This is a genomic window from Streptomyces sp. NBC_00466 (genome assembly GCF_041433995.1).
GTDB lineage: Bacteria > Actinomycetota > Actinomycetes > Streptomycetales > Streptomycetaceae > Streptomyces.
In genome coordinates this window covers 1,735,647-1,762,049 of the sequence record NZ_CP107896.1, presented here as the reverse complement: position 1 = coordinate 1,762,049, position 26,403 = coordinate 1,735,647, and the positions used below count along the sequence as shown (strand labels likewise).

Sequence of the window (26,403 nt, the reverse complement as noted above, 5' to 3'; positions counted from 1 at the left end):
CCCGCCGCGCCGGGACATTTGTCCTGCCGGAGTACGGACGGTTCGCTCTGCCGCCGGAGGCGCCCGGCGCGGGAAGCTTCTCGTGTCGGAAAACGAAGCCTCAGGGGGAACCGGAAATGACCGCAGTGAGCACGGAGCAGATCACCGCACAGAGCACGTCGAAGATCACCGCACAGAGCACCGGACGGGACACCGGAATGGTCATGGCGCCGAGCGCCTCCGCACCGGTCACCGCAGCGGCCCCGGTGGAGATCAAGCCGCTGCCCAACTGGTACTTCCCGATCGTCGGCACCTTCGCGGGTGTCTTCGACATCGCCCGGGCCTACCCGGTCGCGTACTGGCTGATCCCGGTCGTCGCCGTGCTGAACCTGACGCTCTCGCTCACGGTTCTGCGGACCCGGATGCGCTTCATGCGGGCGCTCTGGAAGAACAAGCGCACCCGGCTGCTGGCGGTGGGCCTGGTCGCGCTGCGGTTCGCGGTCCGCGGTGCGCTGGGGCTCGCCGGATTCGCGGTGGGCGCGGCCGTCGGCAGCGTACTGATCGGTGTGGTGATGGCCGTACTGGGCACGGCGATGGCGTGGGGCGACCAGTGGCTGATCCTGCGGACGCTGGAGCGGACCCGGACGCAGGGCACCGCCTGAACGAGGGGGCCAGGCCGTGTCCGCCTAGAGAGCCCCTCTGCGCGTCAGATAGTTGAAGCACAGCCAGCCGGGCAGCACCGGAAGCCAGAAGGTCAGCAGCCGGAAGAGCAGCACGGCGGCAGCGGCGGTCCCCGGGTCGACACGGGCGATGATCAGCGCACCGGTCAGTGCCGTCTCGACGGCCCCGACCCCGCCGGGGGTCGGTACGGCGGAGCCCACCGCGTTCGCGGTCAGGAAGACCACCGCGACGCTGGCGTAACTTATGGTCGAGCCGCCGCCGAAGGCCCGGATCGAGGCGTCGAGGCACATCACGAACGTGCCGGTGAGCAGCAGCATCCCGCCGATACCGGTGAGCAGCTTGCGGGGCTGCTGGAGCACGTCCAGCATCCGCGGCACCACCCCGGCGAACAGCGAACGCACCCGCGTGACAACGAACTTCCGCAGGAACGGCACCGCCGTCACCACCAGGGCGAGCACCGCGGCCGTCAGCAGACCGGCGATCACCGTACGGGACGGGGTCAGAGACGGGGTCTGTTCGGTGCCCGTCACATAGCCGAAGATCATCAGCAGCAGGATGTGGCTGGCCAGCCCGAAGAGTTGCGAAGCGCCGACACTGGCCACCGCGAGCCCGGGGCGCACGCCGGCGCGTTGCAGGAAACGGGTGTTGAGCGCCACTCCGCCGACCGCCGCGGGCGCCACCAGCTTCACGAAGGACCCGGCGACCTGCGCCGACACGGCCCGCAGGAATGGCACCTTCTCCGGCACGAAGCCGAGCAGGCTCATCGCCGCCGCCACGTAACTCACCGCGGAGAACAGCACCGCCAGCGCGACCCAGCCCCAGCGCGTGGTGGTGATCAGCTGGTGGTACGGGATGTTGGCGAGCTGCGAGAGCAGGAAGTACGCGGCGACGGACCCGGCGATGACCGTGAACAGGGTGCGGACCTTGACGCGTTCGAGCCGTACCGGCTCGGCGTGCGCCTGCGGACGGACCAGCAGCACCTGGTGGCGGATCTGCGAGAGCAGGTCCTCCTCACGCGCCTCGTCCAGCGCGTCGTCGATGGCCTCCTTCTCGGCCTTCTTCTCGGCACGTGCGGCCTTGCGGCTGTCGCCCGGCGCCTCGGGCCCGGCCTTCGCCCGCTTCGCCGACTCCGACGCCTCGATCACGGCTTCGCGCTCGCGCTTCGCCCGCTCGCGCGCCAGCTGGCGCAAGGTCGCCCGGGTCGACCGGCTCAGCGCCAGCGGCTGGAGCAGCGGCAGGCTGTCGGCCACCTTGTCGGGACCGATGACCGCCACGGCGGACGCGACCGAGCGCTCCGCCCCGGCCCGCAGCCCCAGCGTGGTGAGCAGCTGCGCGATGTCCATGCGCAGCACGATGTCGCTCGCCGCGATCTCGCCGCCGCGCAGATCGGTGAGGATCAGACGGCCCGACCGGTCCACCAGGATCGCGTCACCGACGAGCCTGCGGTGCGCGATGCGGCGGGACTGCAGAGCCTGCATCTGGCGCCAGGCGTTCCGCATCAGCTCGTCGGTGATCTCCTCGTCGGGCAGCGAGTCGAGGGAGCGGCCGCCGGTGTGCTCGTACACGAGCATCACCGCGTCGGGGCCCAGCTCGGACGTGGCGATCAGCTTCGGCGCGTTGGCCCCGGCGGCGATGGCGGCGTACGCGAGGAGCGCCTCCTGCTCCAGGGCCTGGCGCAGCGACTGGATGGAGCGGCCGGTGGAGATGGACCGCAGGGTGAGGCGGCGCCACACCCGGTAGAAGAAGCCCTGCGCCTGCTGTTCCCGGTCGACGACGGTGACGTCCAGCGGCCCGCCGTCCTCCAGCGTGACGAAGTAGCGGCGGCCCCGGTCGCCCTGCTCGGCGGAGTCGGGGATGTCCTCGGCGCGCATCGCGCTGACCGGGTTGAAGCCGACGTGCCGCAGCCCGGCGAGCAGCTGGCGGCCGGTCGGGCGGACGTTGGGCGAGCCGACGGCGTACAGCGTGCCGTAGGCGACGGTCCAGCCCAGCAGGATCGTCACGATGATCGAGAACGGGGTGGTCTGCCGGCCGACCAGCACAGCGAAGGCGTTGACCAGCAGCACCACCCAGAGCGCCACCCGCCAGCGCGGTCTGCGGGCCATGCCGACCGCCGTCATATAGGCGATGACGGGGGCGAGATAGCCGTGCACGGGGTCGGTGAGCGTGCCGTTGGCGAGGGACTGGGTGAGTGCCTCGGTGATCGACTTGGGTGCGGCCTTGGCGACCCAGAGGTCGGTGGCGAGCGCCGCGCCGTGGGCGAGTACGGCGGCCAGCACGCCGTCCGCGATCCGCAGACCGTCGCGTTTGACCAGCCGTTCGATCGCGAAGGCGACCGGCAGGATCAGTATGGCGATGGACGAGAAGAGCCCGGCGAGCTTGAGGAGCAGATCGGGTGTCTGGACGGTGCCGTTGTGGATGTCCTGGGCGAGCCCCGATGTCGTGCCGTGGGCGAAGGCGGCGATGGCGAGGACCAGCGCGATGGCCAGGATGCCGGTGAGCAGGCGCAGCAGATCGGACGGGCGGTGCACCCGGGCGGCGAGCAGCGGCTCGTCCCCGGAGACCCGGTCGATGGGTGTCGCCCCACCGAACTCGGGCGGTGCGGCCGGGCCGGGGTGTGATCCGGTCGCGGGCTGTGATTCCGGCCCGGATTCCGGCCCGGGACGGGCGCCGGTGGCGGGCTGCGAGCCCGGCTCCTGGCGCGAGCCCGGCTCCGGCTGCGAGCCCGGCTCCGGCTGTGATCCGGGCCCGGTTTCCGTCCCGTCGGCCGCGCCGGGGTCAGCCCCCGGCCTGCCCCGGCCGCCCGGGCCGTCGCCCGGCCCCGGGCCCGGCTCCGGTCCGCCCGGAGGGGTTTCGGAGTCGGGGGCGTTCGCCGCCTCCGGTGGCTCCTGCACGCCTGGCCCCTCCGTCGGTTCCTTCTTGTCTCGTATCACTGCGCTCCACCTCGGGGTGCTGGGCCCGCGGGCAGAGCGGCTGGGCGCTGCTCGCGGGAAGCCCGGCCACCGCCCGGACGATGGTGGCATGTCCGGGCGGCACGGGAGGGCATCAGGGCCCCTTTGCGGAAAATGGCCCGCTCTGGGGCAGGCCCGGCGCGTTGTCGGCGCTGTGGTGCAGGATGGACCGGGTGAGTGCTGAGCTGCCGGAGTACGCGGAACGGGTGCTGGACGTCGCGGAGCTGATCCCGCCCGGCCGCGTCATGACGTACGGGGACATCGCCGAATGGCTGGGGGAGGGCGGCCCGCGCCAGGTGGGCCGGGTGATGGCTCTCTACGGCGGCGCAGCTCCGTGGTGGCGTGTGGTGCGCTCGGACGGTGCGCTGCTCGCGGGCCACGAGGTGCGGGCGCTGGAGCACTACCGCGCGGAGTCCACCCCGCTGCGGGACGCCTCGCGGGCCGCACGCGAAGCGGACGGCCACCTGCCGCGCCTGGACATGCGGCGGGCGCGGTGGGACGGCGGCGACGGGGCTCATGTCTGACAGCTTCCGCCATTCGGCCCTCCCACGGGTGGTCTGAGACCCGTACGGAGTACAGGCCCCGGCCACTGTCGTCCTTGTCACAGCTGTCCCGGCCACTGCCGTCCCGGTCGCCCTGCCCGGCGGCGTAGCGTCGGCGGGGCACCGCGGGCAGGGCGGCACACACTCCGCACCCGTTCTTCCCCTCCGCACATCCACGCACCCCTTCCAGGACCGGCGATCCACGTGAGCACCTCCACTTCCCACCGGGTACGGCAACGGGCCCCGGGCGCGTACCGACTGGTGCGCACCCCGCCGGGCACCGTGGATCCACCCGTACTGGACGCACGGCAGCGTGCGGTGGTTGATCACCGCACCGGACCGCTGCTGGTCCTCGCCGGGCCGGGCACCGGGAAATCCACCACGCTGGTGGAGGCCGTCGCCCGGCGCATCGCCGAGGGGACGGACCCCGAACGGATTCTCGTCCTCACCTTCAGCCGCCGGGCCGCGGTGGAACTGCGCGACCGGCTGGCCGTACGGATCCAGGGAAGCGGGCCCGTGCCGCTCCCCGACGCCGGGGTGCCCGCCGCCGGATCCAGGATCGGCACGTACGGCCCGCAGGCGACCACCTTCCACTCCTTCTGCTACGCCCTGGTCCGCGCCCACCAGGACGCCGACCTCTTCGCCGAACCGCTGCGGCTGCTGTCAGGACCCGAGCAGGACGTCGCGGTACGGGAGCTGCTGGCCGGACAGCTCGACCTGGGCCGGATCCGCTGGCCCGACGAGCTGCGGGCCTGCCTGACGACGCGCGGCTTCGCCGACGAGGTGCGCGCGGTGCTCGCCCGCAGCCGGGAGCTGGGCCTCGGCCCGGAGACCCTGGCCGCGTTCGCGGACCGCACGGGCCGACCCGACTGGCACGCGGCGGCCGGGTTCCTCGCCGAGTACCTGGACGTCCTCGACGCGCAGGGCGTCGTCGACTACGCGGAGCTGGTGCACCGCGCGGTGCCGCTGGCCGAACGCGCCGACCTCCGCTACGACGCGGTCTTCGTCGACGAGTACCAGGACACGGACCCGGCCCAGGTCCGGCTGCTGCACGCGCTGGCGGGCGGCGGCCGGACCCTGGTCGCGTTCGGCGACCCGGACCAGTCGATCTACGCGTTCCGCGGCGCCGACGTGAACGGCATCCTGGACTTCCCCGACGCCTTCGCCCGTACCGACGGCCGCCCGGCCCCCGTCGAGGTGCTGACCACCTCACGCCGCTCAGCCGCGGCCCTGCTGACGGCGACCCGGCTGCTCACCCAGCGGATGCCGCTGCCCCGGCTGCCCGCCGCGAAGGTCCGCGCGCACCGGGAGCTCTCGGCGGTACGGGCCGGGGGCCGGGTCGAGGCGTACACCTATCCGACGGCCGGCACCGAACTGGACAACATCGCGGACATCCTGCGCCGGGCCCACCTGGAGGAGGGCGTGCCGTGGAACGACATGGCGGTCCTGGTCCGTGCGGGTGGCCGCTCGATCCCGGCGGTGCGCCGCGCGCTGACCTCGGCCGGGGTCCCGCTGGACATCGCGGGCGACGACGTACCGCTGCGCCACGAGCCCGCGGTCACCCCGCTGCTGACGGCGCTGCGGGCGGTGGCGGAGGCGGCGCTGGACAGGACCGGCGCCGGCTCTCGTACCGGCCCCGACACGGGCGACGAGGGCCCGCCGGCCGACGCCCGCGCCGCCCGGCTGACCACCGATGCGGCCATCGCGCTCCTCACCTCACCGCTCGGCGGCATGGACACCGCCGACCTGCGACGGCTCGGCCGCGCCCTGCGCGACGAGGAACGGGCGGGCGGGAACCGGCTGCCCGCGCCGTCCGACGAACTGCTCGCCCGCGCGCTGGCCGAGCCCGGACGGCTGATCGCGCACGACCCGGCGTACGCCAGGGGCGCCCAGCAGCTGGGCAAGCTCCTGACCAGGACCCGCGCGCTCCTGGAGAACGGCGGCACCGCCGAACAGGCCCTCTGGGAGCTGTGGAGCGGCACCGGCTGGCCCCGGCGCCTGGAGCGCGCCACGCTGCGGGGCGGCGCCGCCGGGCGCAACGCCGACCGGGACCTGGACGCCGTCTGCGCGCTCTTCGACACCGCGGCCCGCGCCGAGGAACGCACCGGCGGGCGCGGCGCGCTGAACTTCCTCGAAGAGGTCGACGCCCAGGACATCGCCGCCGACACCCTGTCGAAGCGGACCGTGCGCCCCGAGGCGGTCCAGCTCATGACCGCACACCGCGCCAAGGGCCTGGAGTGGGGCCTGGTCGTCGTCGCCGGTGTGCAGGAAGGGCTGTGGCCCGACCTCAGACGGCGCGGCTCCCTGCTGGAGGCGGACCGGATCGGGCGCGACGGGCTGGCCGAACCGCTCAGCCCCGGTGCGCTGCTCGCCGAGGAACGCAGGCTCTTCTACGTCGCGGCCACCCGCGCCCGCGACCGGGTCGTCGTGACCGCGGTGAAGGCGCCGGCCGACGACGGGGACCAGCCGTCGCGCTTCCTCACCGAGCTCGGGGTGGAGCCGAAGGACGTCACGGGCCGCCCCCGGCGCCCCCTCGCGGTGGCCCCGCTGGTCGCGGAGCTGCGCGCCACGACCGTCGACCCGAAGGCGTCCCCCGAGCTGCGCGAGGCCGCCGCCCACCGGCTCGCCCGGCTGGCCGCGCTCGCGGACGAGGAGGGCCAGCCGCTGGTGCCCGCCGCGCACCCGTACCGCTGGTGGGGGCTGTACGAGCCGACGCACTCCGCGGTCCCGGTGCGCGACCCCGCGCAGCCGGTCGCGCTCTCCGGCAGCGCGCTGGACCAGCTCGCGCACACCTGCTCGCTCCAGTGGTTCCTGGGCCGCGAGGTGAAGGCGGACGCGCCCGCCACCGCCGCGCAGGGCTTCGGCAACGTGGTGCACGTCCTCGCGGACGAGGTGGCGTCCGGGCGTACCCCCGCCGACCTGGCCGTCCTGATGGAACGGCTCGACTCGGTCTGGAACTCGCTCGCCTTCGACGCCCCCTGGAAGTCCGGCCAGGAGAAGGAGAACGCCCGCGCCGCGCTGGAACGCTTCCTGCGCTGGCACGTCATGGACCGTGCGGGCCGCACCCCGGCCGCGACCGAGCACCCCTTCGACGTGACGCTGGAGGCCGGTGAGTACCAGGTCCGGATCCGGGGCTCCATGGACCGGGTCGAGCAGGACGCGGAGGGCCGTGCGTACGTCGTCGACTTCAAGACCGGCAAGCAGGCGCCCACGAAGGACGAGGTGGCCCGCCATCCGCAGCTGGCGGTGTACCAGCTCGCGGTGCGCGAGGGCGCGGTGGACGAGGTCTTCGGCGGCCGGCGCCCCGACGCGGGCGGCGCCGAACTCGTACAGCTGCGGCAGGCCGCCGCCAAGAAGGAGGGCGGCGACGCGCTGCCCAAGGTCCAGTCCCAGGAACCGCTCGCGGGGGAGTGGGTCGGCGATCTGCTGGCCACCGCCGCCGGAAAGGTGCTGGACGAGCGCTTCACCCCGACGACGGGCAGCCACTGCACGCACTGCGCGTTCCGCGCCTCCTGCAGCGCCCTGCCCGAGGGCCGCCACATCGTGGAGTGACGGGCACCGGGCTGTGCTGCCCGGACTGAATGTCACAGGGCGCCGTTAGCCTTTCTGAGGTGACCCCGCGTATCACCGACGCCGAGCAGCTCAAGGAGCTTCTCGGCATCCCCTTCACCCCGGAGCAGACGGCCTGCATCACGGCGCCGCCCGCCCCGCAGGTCATCGTGGCCGGAGCCGGTTCGGGGAAGACCACGGTGATGGCCGCGCGGGTGGTGTGGCTGGTGGGGACCGGGCAGGTCGCGCCGGAGCAGGTGCTCGGGCTGACCTTCACCAACAAGGCGGCGGGCGAGCTGGCCGAGCGGGTCCGCAAGGCACTGGTCCGCGCCGGCGTCACCGACCCGGACGCCATCGGTACCGGCCCGCCGGGATCGTCGTCCGGCCGCCACCCCTCCGTGCCGACGGAGAGCGCCGACCCGTACTACTCGCCGGGCGAGCCGCGCATCTCGACCTACCACGCCTTCGCCGGACAGCTGCTCACCGACCACGGGCTGCGGATCGGTCTGGAGCCGTCCTCCCGGCTGCTCGCCGACGCCACCCGCTACCAGCTGGCCGCGCGGGTGCTCAAGGAGGCGCCGGGACCCTATCCGGCGCTGACGAAGTCCTTCTCCTCGCTGGTGAGCGACCTGCTGGCGCTGGACGGCGAGCTGGCCGAGCATCTGGTGACCCCGGAGGCGCTGCACGCGTACGACGCCGGGCTGCTGGCCACCCTGGAGGGCGTCCGGCTCTCCAACGCGGAGCTGCGCAAGGTCCCGGAGGCCGCCGGGGCCCGTCGTGAACTGCTCGACCTGGTGAGCCGCTACCGCGCGGCCAAGCGCAGCCGCGATCTGCTCGACTTCGGTGACCAGATCGCGCTCTCCGCCGAACTGGCGCTGACCAGGCCCGAGGTGGGCACCATCCTGCGCGACGAGTTCCGGGTGGTCCTGCTCGACGAGTACCAGGACACCTCCGTCGCCCAGCGGCTGCTGCTCTCCGGCCTCTTCGGGGGCGGCAGCGGCCATGCGGTGACCGCCGTGGGCGACCCCTGCCAGGCGATCTACGGCTGGCGCGGCGCCTCCGTCGCCAACCTGGACGACTTCCCCGAGCACTTCCCGTACGCCGACGGGAGCCCGGCCACCCGCTTCTCGCTGAGCGAGAACCGGCGCAGCGGCGGCCGCCTCCTCGACCTGGCCAACGGCCTGGCCGCGCCGCTGCGCGCGATGCACGCGGGCGTCGAGGCGCTGCGCCCCGCGCCGGGCGCCGAGCGGGACGGCATGGTGCGGTGCGCCCTGCTCCGTACGCACGGGGAGGAGATCGGCTGGCTGGCGGACTCGATCGCGCATCTGGTGCGTACGGGCAAGGACCCGGGCGAGATCGCGGTGCTCTGCCGTACCGCCGGTGACTTCGCGGAGATCCAGGGCGCCCTGGTGGCGCGGGACGTGCCGGTCGAGGTGGTCGGCCTCTCGGGACTGCTGCACCTGCCCGAGGTCGCCGACCTGGTCGCGGTCTGCGAGGTGCTCCAGGACCCGGGGGCCAACGCGTCGCTGGTCCGGCTGCTGACCGGGCCGCGCTGGCGGATCGGCCCGCGCGACCTGGCGCTGCTGGGCCGCCGGGCGCGGCTGCTTGTGCGGTACGACAGCGCGGCGGGCGACGAGGGGCCCGACCCGGACCAGCGGCTCGCCGAGGCAGTCGAAGGGGTCGACCCGGCAGAGGTGGTCTCGCTGGCGGACGCGCTGGACACGTTCCTGACCGGTGGCGCGGACCAGGGTGGCGTGGACGTGACCGGCGGCGGCCGGGCGGACGACGGGCTTCCGTTCTCCGCCGACGCCCGGGTGAGGTTCGCCCGCCTCGCCGCCGAACTGCGCGATCTGCGGCGCTCGCTGGCCGACCCGCTGATGGACGTACTGCACCGGGTGCTCGCCACGACGGGCCTGGAGGTCGAGCTCTCGGCCTCCCCGCACGCCCTGGCCGCCCGTCGGCGCGAGACCCTCTCCCACTTCCTGGACATAGCGGCCGGCTTCGCGTCCCTGGACGGTGAGGCGAGCCTGCTGGCCTTCCTGGCCTTTCTGCGGACGGCGGCCCAGTACGAGAAGGGCCTGGACAACGCGCTGCCCGGCGGCGAGAACACCGTGAAGGTCCTCACCGCGCACAAGTCCAAGGGCCTCGAATGGGATGTGGTCGCCGTCCCCGGCCTGGTGGCCAGGCAGTTCCCGAGCGAGCAGTCCCGTGAGTCGTGGACGGCGCAGCCGAAGGTGCTGCCGCACGCGCTGCGCGGCGACGCTGCGACGCTCCCCGGGGTCGGGGCGTGGGATGCCAAGGGGCTGGCCGCGTTCAAGGCGGCGATGAAGTCCCACCAGCACACGGAGGAACTCCGCCTCGGTTACGTCACGTTCACCCGCCCCCGCTCGCTGCTGCTCGGCTCGGCCCACTGGTGGGGCCCGAGCCAGAAGCGCCCGCGCGGCCCGTCGGACTTCCTGCTCGCGCTCCAGGAGCACTGCGCTGCGGGGTACGGAGAGACGGAGGTCTGGGCGGACGCCCCGGAGGAGGACGAGGAGAACCCGGCGCTGCGGGACGCGGCGGCGGACCATGCCTGGCCCCTGCCGCTGGACGAGACGTCCCTGCACCGCCGCAGGGCAGCGGCCGAACTGGTCCTGGACCAGCTCAACGACATGGCTGACCAGGATCACCTGAACGACCAGGATCATCTGAACGACCCGGACCGCCTGAACGACCCGGACCACCCGGACCACTCCGTGGCACCCGGCCCGTCCGACGACCCCGGCCCGCACGGCATTCCGGCCTCCGCCCCCCTGCCCGTGCCCCACGCCCGGGCCCCGCTCACCCCCGAGGACGCCCGCACCATCACCTCCTGGGACCGCGATCTCGACGCCCTCACCGCCGAACTGCTGCGCGCCAGACACACCGTGCGCGACGTCCCCGTACCGCTCACCCTCACCGCCACCCAGCTGCTGCGCCTCGCCGAAGACCCCGACGCGTTCGCGCACGAGCTGGCCCGCCCCATGCCGCGCCCCCCACAGCCCGCCGCCCGCCGCGGCACCCGCTTCCACGCCTGGGTCGAGTCGCGCTTCGAGGAACTGCCGCTGCCCATGCTCGGCCCCGACGAGCTGCCGGGGGGTGACGACGACGAACCGGAGATCGCCGACGAGCGCGATCTGGCCGGACTGAAGGCGGCCTTCGAGCGCACCCCGTACGCCGGGCGCACGCCTCACCGGGTCGAGGCCCCCTTCACGCTCACCCTCGCCGGCCGGGTGATCCGCGGCCGGATGGACGCCGTCTACCGCACCTCCCGCGACACCTACGAGATCGTCGACTGGAAGACCCACCGCGCCCACACCGCCGACCCGCTCCAGCTGGCCGTCTACCGTCTGGCCTGGGCCGAGCAGCACCACATCCCGCTCACCTCGGTCACGGCCGCGTTCCTCTACGTACGGACCGGCGAAGTGATCAGGCCCACACCGCTGCCGGGCCGGGCCGGTCTTGAGCAGATCCTGCTGGGAGATCCACCGGGCGAGCCACCCCGACCGGCCGGTTAGGCTCGACAGCATGAGCGACACCCCGGACAGCGCTGTCCGCACGTACATAGACCAGCACCGTGGGCCCTTCCTCGAAGACCTGGCCGACTGGCTGCGTATCCCCTCCGTCTCCGCGCAGCCGGATCACGCAGCCGATGTACGCCGCAGCGCCGACTGGCTGGCCGCCAAACTCAAGGAGACAGGCTTCCCGGTCACCGAGATCCTCGATACGCCCGGTGCCCCCGCGGTCTTCGCCGAGTGGCCTTCGGGCGACCCGGAAGCGCCGACCGTCCTCGTCTACGGTCACCACGACGTCCAGCCCGCGGCAGTCGACGACGGCTGGCACACCGACCCCTTCGAGCCGGTCGTCAAGGACGGCCGGATGTACGGCAGGGGCGCAGCCGACGACAAGGGGCAGGTGTTCTTCCACACACTCGGAGTCCGGGCCCACCTCGCCGCCACCGGCCGCACGGCCCCCGCCGTCAACCTCAAGCTGCTCGTCGAAGGCGAGGAGGAGTCCGGCTCCCCGCACTTCAGGGCGCTGGTCGAGCAGCAGGCCGAGCGTTTCGCGGCCGACGTGGTGATCGTCTCGGACACCGGTATGTGGTCCGAGACGACCCCGACCGTCTGCACCGGAATGCGCGGCCTCGCCGAGTGCGAGATCACCTTCGAGGGTCCCGACCAGGACATCCACTCGGGCTCGTTCGGCGGCGCCGTCCCGAACCCGGCCACCGCGGCGGCCCGGCTGGTCGCCGCGCTGCACGACGCCGACGGGCGCGTCACCGTCCCCGGTTTCTACGACGGTGTCGCCGAGCTCACGGACGCCGAGCGCGAGCTCTTCGCGGAGTTGCCCTTCGACGAGGCCGAGTGGCTGCGTACCGCCAAGTCCCGTGCGGCGGCCGGTGAGCGTGGCCACACCACGCTGGAGCGGATCTGGGCCCGCCCCACCGCCGAGGTCAACGGCATCGGCGGCGGCTACCAGGGCGTGGGCGGCAAGACGGTCGTCCCGTCGTCGGCCATGGTGAAGCTCTCGTTCCGGCTGGTCGCGGGCCAGGACCCGGTCCGGACCGAGAAGCTGGTCACCGAGTGGGCGGCCGGCCGGGCGGAGCCCGGTATCCGCCAGACGATCACGTTCAGCGCCGGCACCCGCCCGTGTCTGACCCCGCTGGACCACCCGGCGCTCCAGTCGGTCGTACGGGCCATGGGCCGGGCGTTCGGCGAGAAGATCCGCTTCACCCGGGAGGGCGGCTCGGGCCCCGCCGCCGATCTCCAGGACGTCCTCGGCGCCCCGGTGCTCTTCCTGGGCATCTCTGTGCCGTCCGACGGCTGGCACGCACCGAACGAGAAGGTCGAACTCGGCCTGCTGTTCAAGGGCGTGGAGACCACCGCCCATCTGTGGGGCGATATGGCCGCCGCCCTGCGATGACAACGCTGAACCGAACCACCCAGTCCATGAGGGGGAGTTGGAAGCACCTGTGAGCAACTTCAGTAATGCCACCGAGGGTCACGCGAGCGAAGGCGGGACCACTGATGGCCGGGCCACCGACGGCCCTGCCGCCCGGACCGGTTCCGCCCGGACCCCTGCCGCCCAGACCCCTGGCGCCGAGCCCGGTACCGCCACGGATCCGCACCGGCCGATCGGTCTGACGGACCCGAGCGGCATCGACCGGGCCGCCCACCACCGCCTCGACGAGGCGTGGCTCGCGGCGGCCTGGAGCCACCCGACGACCCGGGTGTTCGTGGTCTCCGGCGGTCAGGCGCTGATCGACGAGACGTCCGACGGCCGTACCGAACTGCTCAAGACCCCGTCGTTCGAGGCCCCTCTCACCGAGGAACACCGCTACTTCCTCGGCACGGACGCGGACGGAGTCCGGTACTTCGCGCTCCAGAAGGACACCCTCCCCGGCCGGATGGACCAGTCCGCCCGGCCGGCCGGGCTGCGGGAGGCGGGGCTGCTGCTCTCGCCGCTCGACGCCGGACTGCTGGTGCACGCGGTGGCGCTGGAGAACTGGCAGCGGCTGCACCGGTTCTGCTCCCGCTGCGGCGAGCGCACCGTCATCGCCGCCGCCGGTCACATCCGGCGCTGCCAGGCCTGCGGGGCTGAGCACTACCCGCGTACCGACCCGGCCGTGATCATGCTCGTCACCGACGAGCACGACAGGGCGCTGCTCGGCCGGCAGGTGCACTGGCCCGAGGGCCGGTTCTCCACGCTCGCCGGTTTCGTCGAGCCGGGCGAGTCCATCGAGGCAGCGGTGGGACGCGAGGTGTTCGAGGAGGCGGGCGTCACGGTCGGCTCGGTCCAGTACATCGCCAGCCAGCCCTGGCCCTTCCCGTCCAGTCTGATGCTCGGCTTCATGGCGCAGGCCACGACCTCCGAGATCACCGTGGACGGCGAGGAGATCAGCGAGGCCCGCTGGTTCTCGCGGGACGACCTGCGGTCGGCGATCGAGTCCGGGGATGTGCTGCCCCCGGCCGGTATCTCGATCGCGGCCCGGCTGGTCGAGCTCTGGTACGGCAAGCCGCTGCCGAAGCCGCTGGTCTGACCCGGCAGGAGTCAGGAGTCCTGACCCGGCAGAAGTACGGAGCGGCCCCGCAAGGGGACGGCCTCAGTGGTCCAAGCGGCCCACCGGGATCCACCCCGGGGTGTCGTCCTCGTTGCGGGGCTGCAGTTCGACTTTGATGTGGTGGGTGTTGTCGCGGGTCACCGACCCGCTGCCGCCCACGGTGACCACGCCGATCCGCAGCTTGCCCTCGCCGCCGGCCTCCCGGCCCACCTGCACCGCGATCTCCAGCGTCACCCGCTCCACGCTCAGGCGCAGCGTGCTGTCCCCGATCCGGCGCTGCGCCTCGGCCAGCTCGGACCTGACCTGGCTGATCAGATCCGCCAGACCCGCCACTGGTGCGGCTCCCGTCCCGTCGTTCATTGCTCCCCCTTGTGCAGCCCGGGTCCCATTGTCGCGCCCTGCCCCTACTCTGGGGAAGCATGGAGGGGGAGCCGATACGGTTCAACACGCTTATGGATCAACAGAGTTGGCGGCTGCGACTGCGTGCGGAGCCGGTCGGGGGCGAGCCGGGGGACGTGCTCGGCGCCGGGGTCCTGCTCGGCCGGGACCTGGTGCTGACCTGTGCCCATGTGGTGCCGGGCCCCACCGAGCCGGTACGGGTCGAGTTCCCTGTCCTGACCGGCGGGCCGAACGGAGTGTCGCGCTCGGCGCGGGTGGTCGAAGGGCACTGGGTGGAGCGGTACGGGCGCGATGAGGGTGATCTGGCGCTGCTGCGGCTCACCGAGCCCGCCCCGGTGACCTCCACGGCCGTACTCCACCGCGACCCCGTCCCGTACGACACCCGGGTGACGGTCGACGGGTTCCCCAGGCACCGCTCGGGCGGCCTCTGGGTGGACGCCCTGCTCAAGGGGCCCGGGGGCCACGGCGACGAGTGGGTGCAGATCAACCCGGTCGACTTCCACGACCCGGACCCCCGCGGCTTCAGCGGCGCCGGAGTCGCCGAGGCCGGGACCGGCCGACTGCTCGGGATCATGGTCGCGGTGTATGACACCCCGGCCGACCGGAGTCCGTTCTTCCACTTCTATATGATCCCGGCCGCGACCATCGCCGGCCATCTTCCGCTCGTCGCGGAACACCACATGACGGGCCCCCGAGTCATCCCGCCCCAGCTGTCGGTGGCACCGGGAGACCAGCGGACCGGCCGCCCGCTGGGCCTCCAGCAGACCCTGACCTGCTGGCTGAACGGCGACGACGGCAGCTGGGACATCGAGACCGTCTTCCTGCGCGAGGACGACAAGGAAGCCGATGTCGCGCTCCGGACGACCCTGGGCCTGGCCGACCGTGAGCGTTCGCCCGGGCTCTCGACCACGGCGAGCAGCCGGCCGGGCGGTCCAGCGGTTCCGCGCCGCGGCAGCATCAGCCTGGCGGTGGCCGCGGCGGGGCGTTCCCGGGACCAGCTCGCCCGGGACCTGGAACCGCAGCCACCACGGCAGTTGACCTCCGTCGTCGTCTCGCTGCCCGACCGGGCTGCCGCGGACCCCGGCGAGACGGCCGGACTGCTGCGCCGGCTGGCGGGCCGCGGGGCCAGGCTCCTGCTCGTACTGCACGGCCCGGCGCCCGTACTCACCGGTGAACTGCTGCCCGCCGGACGCGCCGCGCAGTGGCTCGAGCGGCTGGCGGACCGCGCGGACCGGCTCTCCGGCACCGAACGCACCGTCAGGGACCTGTTCCGGAGGCTGGAGCCGCGCGTCACCGGGCTGCCGGCACCGCCCGCACGGCACGGCGCCCGGGCCCAGCTGTGGACGACGCAGCTGGCGGCCGAACTGGAGCGGACGCGGGAGCAGGAGGGGGTGCCCTCCGGGAGTGAGGCGGACGTGGCCGCGCTGCTCCAGATGCTGTCGTACGCCGAACAGTCCGTTCTGGGTGCGCTGTTGCGGGCGGAGGACGTCGAACAGCGGCTGCGCGCCGCCCTCGACCGGATGCTGGACCTGCGTGGTCTGCTCGCCGCCGAGCAGGCCAGGCTCGCCGACCATCAGCGGGCCGAGGACGCCGTGGCGGTGGACCAGTACCGGCGGGCGCAGCAGTTGCTGACGGAGGGGCCGAGCAGCCTCGACGACGTGGAGCGGGCGGTGACGGCGTTCGTCAGGACCGTGCACGCGCGGCTGGACGGCGGCCCAGGCCCGGAAGGAGCCCCTCGGCCGGGTGACGGCGGCGACCGAGGCAACGGCGACAGCGACAGCGACAGCGACAGCGACAGCGACGACGGCGACGACGGCACGGCTGCCGCTGCCGCTGCCGGAGAGGAGCGGACCCGTTGACCCCGTGCCCCCACCCCGGCTGCGGCAGCCGGGTCACCCCCGCCGGCTACTGCCAGCGCAGCGGCAGACGCATCGACTCCGCGACCGGCCACCATGCCGGAGCCGCCCGGCCGCCCGGCCCGCGCCCGGAGCGGTCCACGGCCCCGGCCGACGCCGCTGTGCTGCTCCCACCGCCGGAGAAGGACCACGACCCGCTGGTACTCCCCGAGGTGCGGCCGGTGGCGCCGGTGGCCGTTCCGTACGACACCGGCCGGCTGCGGAGGCTGGGCCTCGGCCCCGGCCGGATGCTCGCCGGGCAGTACCGGCTGATCAGGAGCATCGGGTACGGGGGCATGGGCGAAGTACATCTGGCCGAGGACACCCGGCTGGAGAACCGGCCGGTGGCGGTCAAGTTCCTGCACCAGCAGCACGACGAGGACGACGGGGACTCGCCCAGCGCGCGCCGCGGGGACATCAGGCTCAACGAGAAGGCGATGCGCAGCGAACGCCAGGAGCTCGTCGCTCTCAACCACCCTGATCTCATCCGGGTGTTCAACTACGGCAGCCACGACCCCGCGGGCGAGTTCCTGGTGCTCGAATACGCGAACGGGCTGACGCTGGAGGACGTCAGGGTCCGGGTCGTCAACGATCCGGGCGCCTTCGGCGGAGTGCGCTTCCACGAGTTCGTGCTCGGCTACGGCATCCGCATCCTGAACGCCCTGAGCTATCTCCACCAGCAGAAGGGCAAGGTGTACGGCGATCTCAAACCGCACAACGTCATGCACTGCGGCACCGAGATAAAGATCGTCGATGTGGGGAGCGTCCGTCAGGAGCTGGCCGAGGGACCGGTCACCCCCGGCTACTTCGCGCCGGGCGTCGGAGCGGACGGGGAGTCCCGCTTCCAGGACGACCTGTTCAGCCTCGGCGTGACCCTGCGCGAACTCAGCGCCGCCGCGCCGCCCGCGCAGGGCCTGGGGCCCGAGTCGCTGCGCCGGGCACTGGACCGCGCCACCCATGCCGACCGCAGGGCCAGATTCGCCACCGCCGACGAGATGGCGCTCCAGCTCCGCGGGGTGCTGCGCGAACTGCGCTCCCTCCGTACGTCCCAGGAGTCCTTCGAACCGTCCCCCGTCTTCGTCCAGTCCGCCCACGCCCTCGACGGCGCGATCGGCTCACCGCCCCCGCTCGGCCACTGGGCGAGCGGGGCGCCCCCGGCCCCGCTGGGCCCGGTGCCGCCGGAGCCGGGCGAGATGGCCTGCGGACTGCCCGTACCGAAGCCCGACCCGAACGACCGGAACGCGCCCCGGCTCGGCCGGCTCGCCGAGGACGACGCGACCGCGCTGCTCCAGCGCACCAGCGGCTGGGAGCCGTCGGCCGAACTCCATCTGCTGCGCTGCCGGCTGTACCTGGCGCTGGCGGTCGCCGCCGACGACACCCGGCCGTTGCGGCGGGCGTACGCGGAGGTCAGCCGGGCCCGGCGCGCCATCGCCCCGGGCTGGGCCCCGTACGACTGGCGGATCGACTGGCATCTGGGCCTGCTGGCGCTCGCGGCCGGGGACACCGACGGCGCGGGCCGGCGGTTCGACGCCATCTACCACGCGATCCCCGGCGAGTACGCGCCCAAGATCGCGCTCGGCTACTGCGCGGAGCGACGGCGGGAGTGGCCGCAGGCGCTGCGGCTCTACGACGCGGTCCGCCGCCGGAACCACTCCCTCGGCGGCGCGGCCTTCGGGTGCGCCAGGGTGCTGCTGGCCGCGGCGAACGACACGTCGGCGGGTGCCACCGGTACGGAGGGTGGCACTGGTACGGAGGGTGGCACTGGTACGGAGGGTGCCACCGGTACGGCGAGCGTCACCGGCACGGCTGGCGGCACCGGTACGGCAGCGGGCACCACCGGCACCGTGGCCGCGACCGGCACCGCCGACCGGGGCGAAGGGCTGGCCGGTGCCCTGGCCGCGCTCGAACTCGTACCGGCGCACTCGCGCCATCTGACCGCGGCCAGGACCGCCATCGTCCGGATCAAGGCGGCCCGGGCACGGAACTCGCCACCCGACGACGACGCGCTCAAGGACGCCCTGCACCGGCTCGGACCGCTCTTCCACGAGCACGGCCTGACGGACCACCGGGGCCGGCAGCGCCTGGAGACGGAGCTCTGGGAGACGGTCATGGCACGCGTTCCGCACCGGCCGCTGGCCGAGTTCACCGCGGAGCTCGACAGCCGCCTCACGGCTCCGGAGAGCCCGCAGGAGCTGGCCGAGATGCTCTCCCTGCTCTACCGCGGCCTCGCCGACCAGGCCAGACGCTCCGACCTGCCGGACAGCAACGAGATCGCGGAAGCCCTCATCGACCGGGCCAACAGCGTCCGCCCGCTGGGCTTCCGCCACGACAGGAGGCACCCATGGCTGGGGAAGGCACACCGGCAGCGCATCCGGGACCGGTTGAGCCTCCGGTCCTCCTCGAAGTGAGCCAGGTCCCCGAACTGCCGGTGCCCGACCCGGGACACGAGGCGCGGATGTACGCCGTCGTCACCGTGACCGTCCGGCGCCCGGCCGGCCCGGACACCCGGCGGGCACCGGCGCCCGACCAGGGACCGCGCCACGCGGTGGTGTTCCTCATCGACCACTCGTCATCGATGGTGAACCCGCCCACCCGGATGGCGACCGCCAGGAACGCGGCGGCCGCCGCCGTACAGGCCGTGCCCGACGGTGCGTACTTCGCGGTCGTCGCGGGCCGCGACCGGCCCGCCACCGTCTACCCGGAGCAGCCGCCCGGCGGGCGCACCCTCGCCCTCGCCGACGACATGACCCGGCGGGCGGCGGAGGACGCCCTGCGCGCCTGCCACCCGGGCGGCGGCACCGCGATCGGCAGCTGGCTGGGGCGGGCCCGGGAGCTCTTCGCCGGACTCCCCGGCGGCGGCGCCGACTTCGTACGCCACGCCCTGCTGCTCACCGACGGCAGGAACGAACCGGGCTACGAGTCCCGTGAGGAGCTGACCGCCGCGATCGCGGACTGCGCCGGGCAGTTCACCTGCGACGCGGTCGGTATCGGCGACGGCTGGGACACCGGTGAACTGCTCCTGATCACCACCGGTCTCAACGGCACGGCGCACGCCTTCGAGGAGTCAGACCCGACCGGCCCGCTCCCCGCCAGGCTGCACGACCTCACCAGACAGGCGGCGGAGCGCGACCTCACCGGACTGCGGCTGCGGCTCTACCGCAGTGACAACGCCGAACTGCGCTCCTTCGCGCAGGTCCATCCGACGCGGCGGACGCTGCGGCCGGTGGAGGAGACCGAGTTCCTGCGGGAGTTCGCCACCGAACCCTGGGGCGACGAGACCCGCTCGTACCTGCTCTCGCTCAGCGCCCGGCACACCGCCGGGGCCGGGGGCGCGGAGCTGATGCTCACCGAGGTGGAGCTGGTACGGGACGCCGCTGCCCGGCCCACCGTCGAACTGCCGCCGTCCCGGCCCGTGGTGGTCCGCTGGTCGGGCGACCACGGGCTGTACAGCAGGGTGCACCCCGACGTCGGCCACTTCCTGCACCAGGAGGACCTGGTCCGGTACTTCGAGGAGGGCTGCGCCGCGCTGCGCGCCCAGGACGACGGGACCGCCCGCCGGGCCCTCGGCCGGGCCTGGCAGCTCGCGGTGGAGGTCGGCGACGACGCCATGCGGGAGCACCTGGAGAAACTGGTCGAGCCCCGTGCGGACGGTGCGGTGGAACTGCACGCCCGCATCAGACGGTTCGACATCGAGACCGCCCGGATCCGCACCAGCTACACGAAGAGCCACCGGTGAGGGGCGCGGGCCCGGCGGCCCCGGCACTCGGGGCGCTGCGCCGTCTGCTCTGCCTGGCCCCCGTACCGGCCGGGCAGAGCCCCGCCTTCCTCCGCGACCGGCTGATCGCGCTGCCCCTGCTGACGGTGATCGCGTTCGGGTCGCTGTCCCTGGCGTACGGGGACGTGCACGGCGACTCGTCCCGGATCGCCGACCGCACAGCCCCGGCCCTGGTGGAGCTGACCCGGGCCGAAGTCGCCCTGGACCAGGCGCAGAAGGAAGCCGACTCGGTCCTCCAGGGGCCGGAACTGATCGGACTCGGCCAGACCTATCCGACCCTGATCACCAGGGCCACCCAGAACCTCAACGAGGCCGCCCAGTCACCGGCGCTCAGCGCATCCCAGCGGCAGGGCCTCCAGGTGGTGTCGGGGCTGGTGGTCGACTACAACGGCTACATCGGCACCGCCGACCGCAACCGGGACGACCCCACGCTCAAGAAGGCGTATCTCTCGTACGCGCTCAGCATGCTCTGCGAGACGACGGACGGCGGCACGGGCGGCCGTGCGGACGGCGCCGGTGGCACGGGCGGCACGAGCAGTACGGGCAGTACGGGCAGCGGCGGTGGCGCGGGCACCCCGGCGGGCTGCGCCGACCGCACCGTACGCGGATACGAGGCGACCACCATCCAGGACCGCATCGGCTCGCTGGAGCGGAGCCTGCGCGCGGACCTGGACCACGAGGCGGGCTGGGACACCGGTCCGGTGATCCTCGCCGCCGTCGCCTGCGCCGCGTACGCCCTGCTGGCGGTCGGCCTGTTCCGGACGCTCACCTTCCTGAAGGCGCGGTTCCGGCTGCTGAGCCTGCCGCTGGCAGCGACCGTACTGCCGCTGCTCGCCGTGCCGGTGCTGGTACTGGGCACCGTGCAGGTGCAGCACGGACAGGCGGACGTGCGGCGGATCGCCGACGGGGAACTGGCCCGGGTGTCCTCCGCCGCACCGGCGGTCCAGCTGTCACGGACCGCCGGCACGGCGGCCGCACCGGGCTCGATCGACGAGCTGCAGCAGCGGATCGCCGGCGCGATGCGCCGGGCGCACAGCGCGGGCTGGGCGTCGGTGACCGGGTTCATCCTGCCGGCCGGCCTGCTCGGCGCAGCGGTCACCGGCTGGGCGCTCCTGGCCTACCGGCGCGACTACGTACGGGTCCCGAGGCGGGAGGACTACCGGTGATGCGGACGAATCGCGGCACCCGCAGGGGACCTTCCGGCGGGGGCGCGGGCCGGACGCCTGCGGCGAGGCGCGCCGGGACCGGCCCGCGCCCTCGGCGCGGTCTGCGGCTGCTGCTGGCCGCCACGCTGACCGTGCTCGGCGCCGCGCTCAGCGGCGGCTGCTCCGGCGGCGGGAAGCAGACGGTCGTCGTACTCGGACCGTGGACGGGGAACGAAGCGGCCGCCTTCACCAGGACGCTGGACCTGCTGGACAACGGCACCCCGTACACCTACAGCTACCAGGGCACCAGCTCGCTGCGCGAGACGCTGGTCGCGCAGCTGGAGGCGGACGCGCCGCCGGACGTGGCGATCCTCAACAGCCAGGGCGAACTCCAGGAGTACGCACGCGAGGGGGCACTGACCCCGCTGACCGGGGACCTGGCGAGCAGGGCGTACCCGCCCTGGGCCCCCGAACTGGTCGTCAACGGCGCCAGGCACACCTACTGGGTCCCGCTCAAGGTCGACATCAAGAGCCTGGTGTGGACCAGGACGACCCAGCCGGTCAGGCCGCACAGCTGGTGCCTCGGTATGAGCGCACAGGCCACCACTGGCTGGCCGGGCACCGACTGGATCGAGGACATCCTGCTGCACAGGTCCGGTCCCGACCGGTACGAGCAGTGGGCCACCGGCCAACTGCCCTGGACCAGCCGCGAGGTGCGGGACGCGTGGAGCACCTGGGCCTCGCTGATGGCCGGGCAGAACACCAGGAGCGCGCTCGACATCCCGTACACCGGGGTGGGCGGCAAGGGGCTGCTCAACTCCGGCAGCTGCACGGAGGAGCACGCGGGGACCTTCATCCGCTATCTGTACGGCCCCGACATCACATTCAAGCCGTCGGCCGACACGATTCCCGGGCTGGGCCGCAACAAGGACGCGTACGAGGTGTCGGCCGACATGGCCGCGGTGTTCCGCGACAGCCCGGCGGCGATGCAGCTGCTCGGCAAACTGGCCGGGCCCGAGGGGCGCAGGATCTGGCTGGCCCAGGCCGCACCGAAGCTGAAACCGCACTTCCCCAGCGCGTCGGACCCCCAGCCCACCGACCTGCTCGGCCGCAAGGCGGCGACGCTCCTCACCGGTGGAACGAGCGAGGCGCCGACGCACAAGCTGTGCTTCGACGCCTCGGACGCGATGCCGCCCACCCTGCGCGACGCCTTTCAGCACGCGGTGCTGAAATTCCTCAGCACACCCGACAGCGCCACCGAGAACAGACTGCTGACACAGCTCGAACAGGAACGCCTCAGGCTGGCGGGCACGGACCTGTTGCCGGGCGTGTGCGGGAGCCCGGCGACCTAGAACCGGCAGCCTTCAGTACCGGCAACCTCCAGTACAGGCAACCCAGCACCGGACAGACCTAGGCGAGCTTCTGCTTCACCTGGGCCAGCGAGGGGTTGGTCAGCGTCGAACCGTCGGGGAAGAGGACGGTGGGAACGGTCTGGTTGCCACCGTTCGCCTTCTCCACGAAGGCCGCGGAGTCGGCGTCGTGCTCGATGTTCACCTCGGTGTACGCGATGCCCTCGCGGTCCATCTGGCCCTTCAGCCGACGGCAGTAGCCGCACCACGTGGTGCTGTACATCGTCACAGTGCCCGGCATGTCTCTCGCACTCCTCTACTACTGCTTCGCCCGCAGCCATATGTGCCGCTTCGTCCGATATATAAGGATTCCCGGGGGTCGGCCCCGGGAAGTCACATGGCGTAGAACGTAAGTGACCCGTCCACCATTCCCGCCGTTCCCGCCGTTCCGCATTAGTACGACTGCGACCGGTCCCCTGTGGACAACGGACCCGCCGGTCTCATGGGACCTGGCAGCATGGCGGGGTGACAGCAGCAACGCACGCCTCTCTCTTCCCGCAGGTTCCGGACTCCGCCGACGCGGTGCTCGAAGGTCTCGACCCCGAGCAGCGCGAGGTCGCGACGGCCCTGCACGGTCCGGTGTGTGTGCTGGCCGGAGCCGGTACGGGCAAGACGCGCGCGATCACGCACCGCATCGCCTACGGGGTGCGCGCCGGGATCCTGCAGCCCTCCACGGTGCTCGCCGTCACCTTCACCAACCGCGCGGCCGGCGAGATGCGCGGGCGGCTGCGCCAGCTCGGTGCGGGCGGTGTCCAGGCGCGCACGTTCCACTCGGCGGCGCTGCGCCAGCTCCAGTTCTTCTGGCCCAAGGCGGTCGGCGGCGAGGTGCCCCGACTCGTCGAGCGCAAGGTCCAGCTGGTCGCCGAGGCCGCGGCACGCTGCGGTGTCCGGCTCGACCGCAACGAGCTGCGGGACGTGACGGGCGAGATCGAGTGGTCCAAGGTCACCCAGACCGTGCCCGCCGACTATCCGGCGGCCATCGCGAAGTCGGCCCGCGAGGCGCCCCGGGGCCCGGCCGAGATCTCCCAGATCTACGCGATGTACGAGCAGCTCAAGCGCGACCGCGGAGTGATCGACTTCGAGGACGTGCTGCTGCTGACCGTCGGCATCCTCCAGGACCGGCACGACATCGCCGACCGGATCCGCAGCCAGTACCAGCACTTCGTGGTCGACGAGTACCAGGACGTCAGCCCCCTGCAGCAGCGGCTTCTCGAACTGTGGGTGGGCGACCGGGAGGATCTGTGCGTCGTGGGCGACGCCAGCCAGACGATCTACTCCTTCACCGGGGCCACCCCCGACCACCTGCTCAACTTCCGGGTCCGCCATCCGCAGGCCACAGTGGTGAAGCTGGTCCGGGACTACCGCTCGACACCGCAGGTCGTCCACCTGGCCAACGGGCTGCTGGCCCAGGCGCGCGGCCGCGCCGCCGAGCACCGCCTGGAGCTGATCTCGCAGCGCTCCCCGGGGCCCGAGCCCGTCTACAAGGAGTACAGGGACGAACCCACCGAGGCCGAGGGCACCGCGCGCCGGATCCGGGACCTGATCGCCGCGGGCGTCCCCGCGTCCGAGATCGCCGTGCTGTACCGGATCAACGCCCAGTCCGAGGTCTACGAACAGGCGCTGGCCGACGCGGGGGTGCCCTACCAGCTGCGCGGAGCCGAGCGGTTCTTCGAACGGCCCGAGGTGCGGGAGGCCGGCGTCGCGCTCCGCGGAGCCGCCCGGGCCGGCGGAAATGACCCGCTGCTCGACGACGCGGTGGATCTGCCGTCCCAGGTGCGGGCGGTGCTCGGCACCAAGGGGTGGCGGGCGGAGGCCCCGGCCGGGTCCGGGGCGGTCCGGGACCGCTGGGAGTCGCTGGCCGCGCTGGTGCGTCTGGCCGAGGACTTTGCCAGGGCCAGGGAGGGAGCGACCCTCTCGGACCTCGTGGCCGAGCTGGACGAGCGGGCGGCCGCGCAGCACGCCCCGACCATCCAGGGCGTCACCCTGGCCTCGCTGCACTCGGCGAAGGGCCTGGAGTGGGACGCGGTGTTCCTGGTCGGGCTGACCGAGGGCATGATGCCGATCACCTATGCCAAGACCGATGAGCAGGTCGAGGAGGAGCGCCGGCTGCTCTATGTGGGCGTCACCAGGGCCCGGCTGCACCTCACGCTCTCCTGGGCGCTGTCCAGGTCGCCCGGTGGCAGGGCCTCCCGCCGCCCCAGCCGCTTCCTCAGCGGGCTGCGACCGGGCTCGGCGGGCGGTCCCGCCGCCGGACTGCGCGGCGGCGCCGGTGGCGCGGGCGGGATCGAGCGGGGCGCGGCGGTCCGCCGCAAGCACCGCGGGCCGGTGCGGTGCCGGGTCTGCGGCAAGAGCCTGACCGACGGCGGCGAGATGAAGCTGATGCGGTGCGAGGACTGCCCCTCCGACATGGACGAGGCGCTGTACGAGCGGCTGCACGAGTGGCGCTCGGTCCAGGCGGTGGAGACGGGACAGCCCGCGTTCTGCGTGTTCACCGACAAGACCCTGATGGCCATCGCGGAGGCCGTGCCGTCCAGCGAGACCGAGCTGACCCGGATCGCCGGCGTCCCGGCCCGGAAGATCGCGCGGTTCGGGGCCGATGTGCTGAAGATCTGTGCAGGCCAGGAGCTTGCGGGCGACGACGGGGAAGACTGACCGAAACTCGTTGAAAAAATAGTTTGCGCACGCCCCGGGAACCCCCTTAGGTTCTTAACCACGGGAACAGCGACTTCTCTGAAGCCCTGGTTCCGTGCTGTACTTCACTACAGCTGTACCTGACCTACATACGAATGGGACGAGGCCCCCGGGCCCAGCTCCCCGAGACGCCGAGAGGAGGCGAGACCAGTGGCAACCATCACGAAGACCAAAATGACCGACCGCTCGGTCGTCGTCACCTGCCTGCTCGGCTCTTCTCTCCGTGGAACCGGTCTGTCCGGCGTCTCTGCCGTCAGCCCTGTTTCCCTGGCGAGCCTTCCCATTCGGGACCGTAATGAGCGACCGACCCAGGCACCGGAAGCAGCAGTAGCAATCGCGGGGATGCCGTCCTATGCGTTTGCGGCAGCCGGTGCCGAGTTCGGGACGCAGGCAACGCAGCATCACACGATGTGGGCCTTCCGTGGGCTCGAACCCTGGAGTGATCCAGTCTGATTCAGCATCAGGCAGGCGCCTTCAGGGCCGCGGAACCCCACCCGGGATCCGCGGCCCTTTTGTTTGTACTGGGCCACCAGACGACCTTCGGTCAAACAGACCGGAACGACCAGACGAGGAATGAAACCACCGTGCAAATCGAAGCGCACGCCCCGTCCGTACCGCCCTCACAGACGCTCTCGCCCCCTGTTGCCCCGGAGGATCCCACCGTGTTCCCGCTCACCGCGCTGACCGTTCTCGACGACGCCATCGAGAACCTCGATGTGCCCGTTCCCTGCCGTGCCTACGACCCGGAGGTCTTCTTCGCCGAGACCCCGGCCGACGTCGAGTACGCCAAATCGCTCTGCCGTACCTGCCCGCTCGTCGAGGCCTGCCTCGCCGGCGCCAAGGAGCGCCGCGAGCCGTGGGGTGTCTGGGGTGGCGAGCTCTTCGTCCAGGGCGTCGTCGTCGCTCGCAAGAGGCCGCGTGGCCGTCCGCGCAAGAACCCGGTCGCGGCATGAAACTCACCGGCCCCGGAACGATTGACCGCCCCCACAAGCTCGATCCCCAGAAGCAGGACCCGATGACCACTTCCACCAGCGAGCCGTCCGGCTCCGCCACACCAGTCGTCACCACCATCGGCGCGACCGCGTCGCGTCAGAACAGGACCCGTGAGATGCAACTCATCCCAGAAGCCATGGCTCGTGCTCATATGCACGAGCGCCGCAGGGAGGCCGACGTCGAGCGTCAGGCCCTGCGCCTGATGACCGCCCGCCGTATGCAACGCCGCGCCGAGCGCGTGTCGTTGCGCGCCCGGCGTGCGCTGGCCATGGCCGTCATGCAGTAATCAGGCGTAATGCAGTAACAGGCGCCACGCAG

18 protein-coding genes are annotated in these 26,403 nt (G+C 72.8%); 15 read left to right on the top strand and 3 right to left on the bottom strand.

Annotated features, from left to right (window positions below):
- The first annotated feature begins 116 nt into the window (after positions 1-116).
- On the top strand, positions 117-641 hold the full coding sequence (locus OG210_RS07710; RefSeq protein ID WP_328331175.1) for a hypothetical protein: 525 nt from the start codon (positions 117-119) through the stop codon (positions 639-641).
- Positions 642-665: 24 nt separating this feature from the next.
- Here OG210_RS07710 and OG210_RS07705 read toward each other — a convergent pair whose 3' ends face one another.
- Entirely contained in the window at positions 666-3,551 is a 2,886-nt protein-coding gene (locus OG210_RS07705) for a flippase-like domain-containing protein (RefSeq protein ID WP_328331176.1), read from the bottom strand.
- Between the two features lie 221 nt (positions 3,552-3,772).
- Here OG210_RS07705 and OG210_RS07700 point away from each other — a divergent pair, with 221 nt between their 5' ends.
- The 5 genes from OG210_RS07700 (at position 3,773) to nudC (ending at position 13,757) form a co-directional block, all read left to right on the top strand.
- Positions 3,773-4,132: an MGMT family protein gene (locus OG210_RS07700; protein ID WP_328331177.1), complete on the top strand. Its 360-nt coding sequence runs from the start codon at positions 3,773-3,775 to the stop codon at positions 4,130-4,132.
- A gap of 222 nt (positions 4,133-4,354) precedes the next feature.
- Positions 4,355-7,702 (top strand): ATP-dependent helicase, encoded by a 3,348-nt coding sequence (locus tag OG210_RS07695; protein ID WP_371535440.1) that lies wholly within the window; start codon positions 4,355-4,357, stop codon positions 7,700-7,702.
- 59 nt (positions 7,703-7,761) lie between these two features.
- Complete coding sequence (locus OG210_RS07690) at positions 7,762-11,235, top strand: ATP-dependent helicase (RefSeq protein WP_371535438.1); 3,474 nt, start codon at positions 7,762-7,764, stop codon at positions 11,233-11,235.
- Positions 11,236-11,245: 10 nt separating this feature from the next.
- Positions 11,246-12,640, top strand: a complete 1,395-nt coding sequence (locus tag OG210_RS07685) for a dipeptidase (RefSeq protein WP_328331183.1) — start codon at positions 11,246-11,248, stop codon at positions 12,638-12,640.
- Positions 12,641-12,851: 211 nt separating this feature from the next.
- Positions 12,852-13,757 carry an NAD(+) diphosphatase gene (nudC, locus tag OG210_RS07680; protein WP_328335600.1) on the top strand — a complete coding sequence of 302 codons (906 nt, stop codon included), beginning with the start codon at positions 12,852-12,854 and terminating at the stop codon, positions 13,755-13,757.
- A 63-nt stretch (positions 13,758-13,820) separates the two neighbouring features.
- Here nudC and OG210_RS07675 read toward each other — a convergent pair whose 3' ends face one another.
- Positions 13,821-14,138: a trypco2 family protein gene (locus tag OG210_RS07675; RefSeq protein WP_371535435.1), complete on the bottom strand. Its 318-nt coding sequence runs from the start codon at positions 14,136-14,138 to the stop codon at positions 13,821-13,823.
- A gap of 92 nt (positions 14,139-14,230) precedes the next feature.
- Between OG210_RS07675 and OG210_RS07670 the strand changes: the two genes are divergently transcribed.
- Genes OG210_RS07670 through OG210_RS07650 form a run of 5 tightly spaced genes read left to right on the top strand, consistent with a single transcriptional unit; the run spans position 14,231 to position 22,344 of the window.
- Positions 14,231-16,036, top strand: a complete 1,806-nt coding sequence (locus OG210_RS07670) for a trypsin-like peptidase domain-containing protein (RefSeq protein WP_371535432.1) — start codon at positions 14,231-14,233, stop codon at positions 16,034-16,036.
- The gene (locus OG210_RS07665) at positions 16,033-18,480 is read left to right on the top strand and encodes a tetratricopeptide repeat protein (protein ID WP_371535429.1); all 2,448 of its coding nucleotides are present in this window, start codon (positions 16,033-16,035) and stop codon (positions 18,478-18,480) included. Before OG210_RS07670 ends, OG210_RS07665 begins: the two co-directional genes overlap by 4 nt.
- Positions 18,477-19,808 (top strand): VWA domain-containing protein, encoded by a 1,332-nt coding sequence (locus tag OG210_RS07660; protein WP_371535427.1) that lies wholly within the window; start codon positions 18,477-18,479, stop codon positions 19,806-19,808. Before OG210_RS07665 ends, OG210_RS07660 begins: the two co-directional genes overlap by 4 nt.
- Positions 19,805-21,013: a hypothetical protein gene (locus OG210_RS07655; protein WP_371535424.1), complete on the top strand. Its 1,209-nt coding sequence runs from the start codon at positions 19,805-19,807 to the stop codon at positions 21,011-21,013. Before OG210_RS07660 ends, OG210_RS07655 begins: the two co-directional genes overlap by 4 nt.
- Positions 21,013-22,344, top strand: a complete 1,332-nt coding sequence (locus OG210_RS07650; RefSeq protein WP_371535421.1) for an extracellular solute-binding protein — start codon at positions 21,013-21,015, stop codon at positions 22,342-22,344. The genes OG210_RS07655 and OG210_RS07650 overlap by 1 nt, the downstream gene beginning before the upstream one ends.
- A 58-nt stretch (positions 22,345-22,402) precedes the next feature.
- Here the strand turns inward: OG210_RS07650 and OG210_RS07645 are convergent, their stop codons facing one another.
- Positions 22,403-22,642, bottom strand: coding sequence for a mycoredoxin (locus OG210_RS07645; RefSeq protein WP_328331197.1), 240 nt, complete (start codon positions 22,640-22,642; stop codon positions 22,403-22,405).
- A gap of 224 nt (positions 22,643-22,866) precedes the next feature.
- Between OG210_RS07645 and OG210_RS07640 the strand changes: the two genes are divergently transcribed.
- The 4 genes from OG210_RS07640 to OG210_RS07625 all read left to right on the top strand — a co-directional run bounded on the left by OG210_RS07640 (position 22,867) and on the right by OG210_RS07625 (position 26,371).
- The gene (locus OG210_RS07640) at positions 22,867-25,053 is read left to right on the top strand and encodes an ATP-dependent DNA helicase UvrD2 (protein WP_371535418.1); all 2,187 of its coding nucleotides are present in this window, start codon (positions 22,867-22,869) and stop codon (positions 25,051-25,053) included.
- A gap of 213 nt (positions 25,054-25,266) precedes the next feature.
- Complete coding sequence (locus OG210_RS07635) at positions 25,267-25,545, top strand: hypothetical protein (protein WP_327299585.1); 279 nt, start codon at positions 25,267-25,269, stop codon at positions 25,543-25,545.
- Positions 25,546-25,676: 131 nt separating this feature from the next.
- Positions 25,677-26,045 carry a WhiB family transcriptional regulator gene (locus OG210_RS07630; protein ID WP_266853311.1) on the top strand — a complete coding sequence of 123 codons (369 nt, stop codon included), beginning with the start codon at positions 25,677-25,679 and terminating at the stop codon, positions 26,043-26,045.
- On the top strand, positions 26,042-26,371 hold the full coding sequence (locus tag OG210_RS07625) for a hypothetical protein (RefSeq protein WP_328331201.1): 330 nt from the start codon (positions 26,042-26,044) through the stop codon (positions 26,369-26,371). The genes OG210_RS07630 and OG210_RS07625 overlap by 4 nt, the downstream gene beginning before the upstream one ends.
- Positions 26,372-26,403 lie beyond the last annotated feature (32 nt).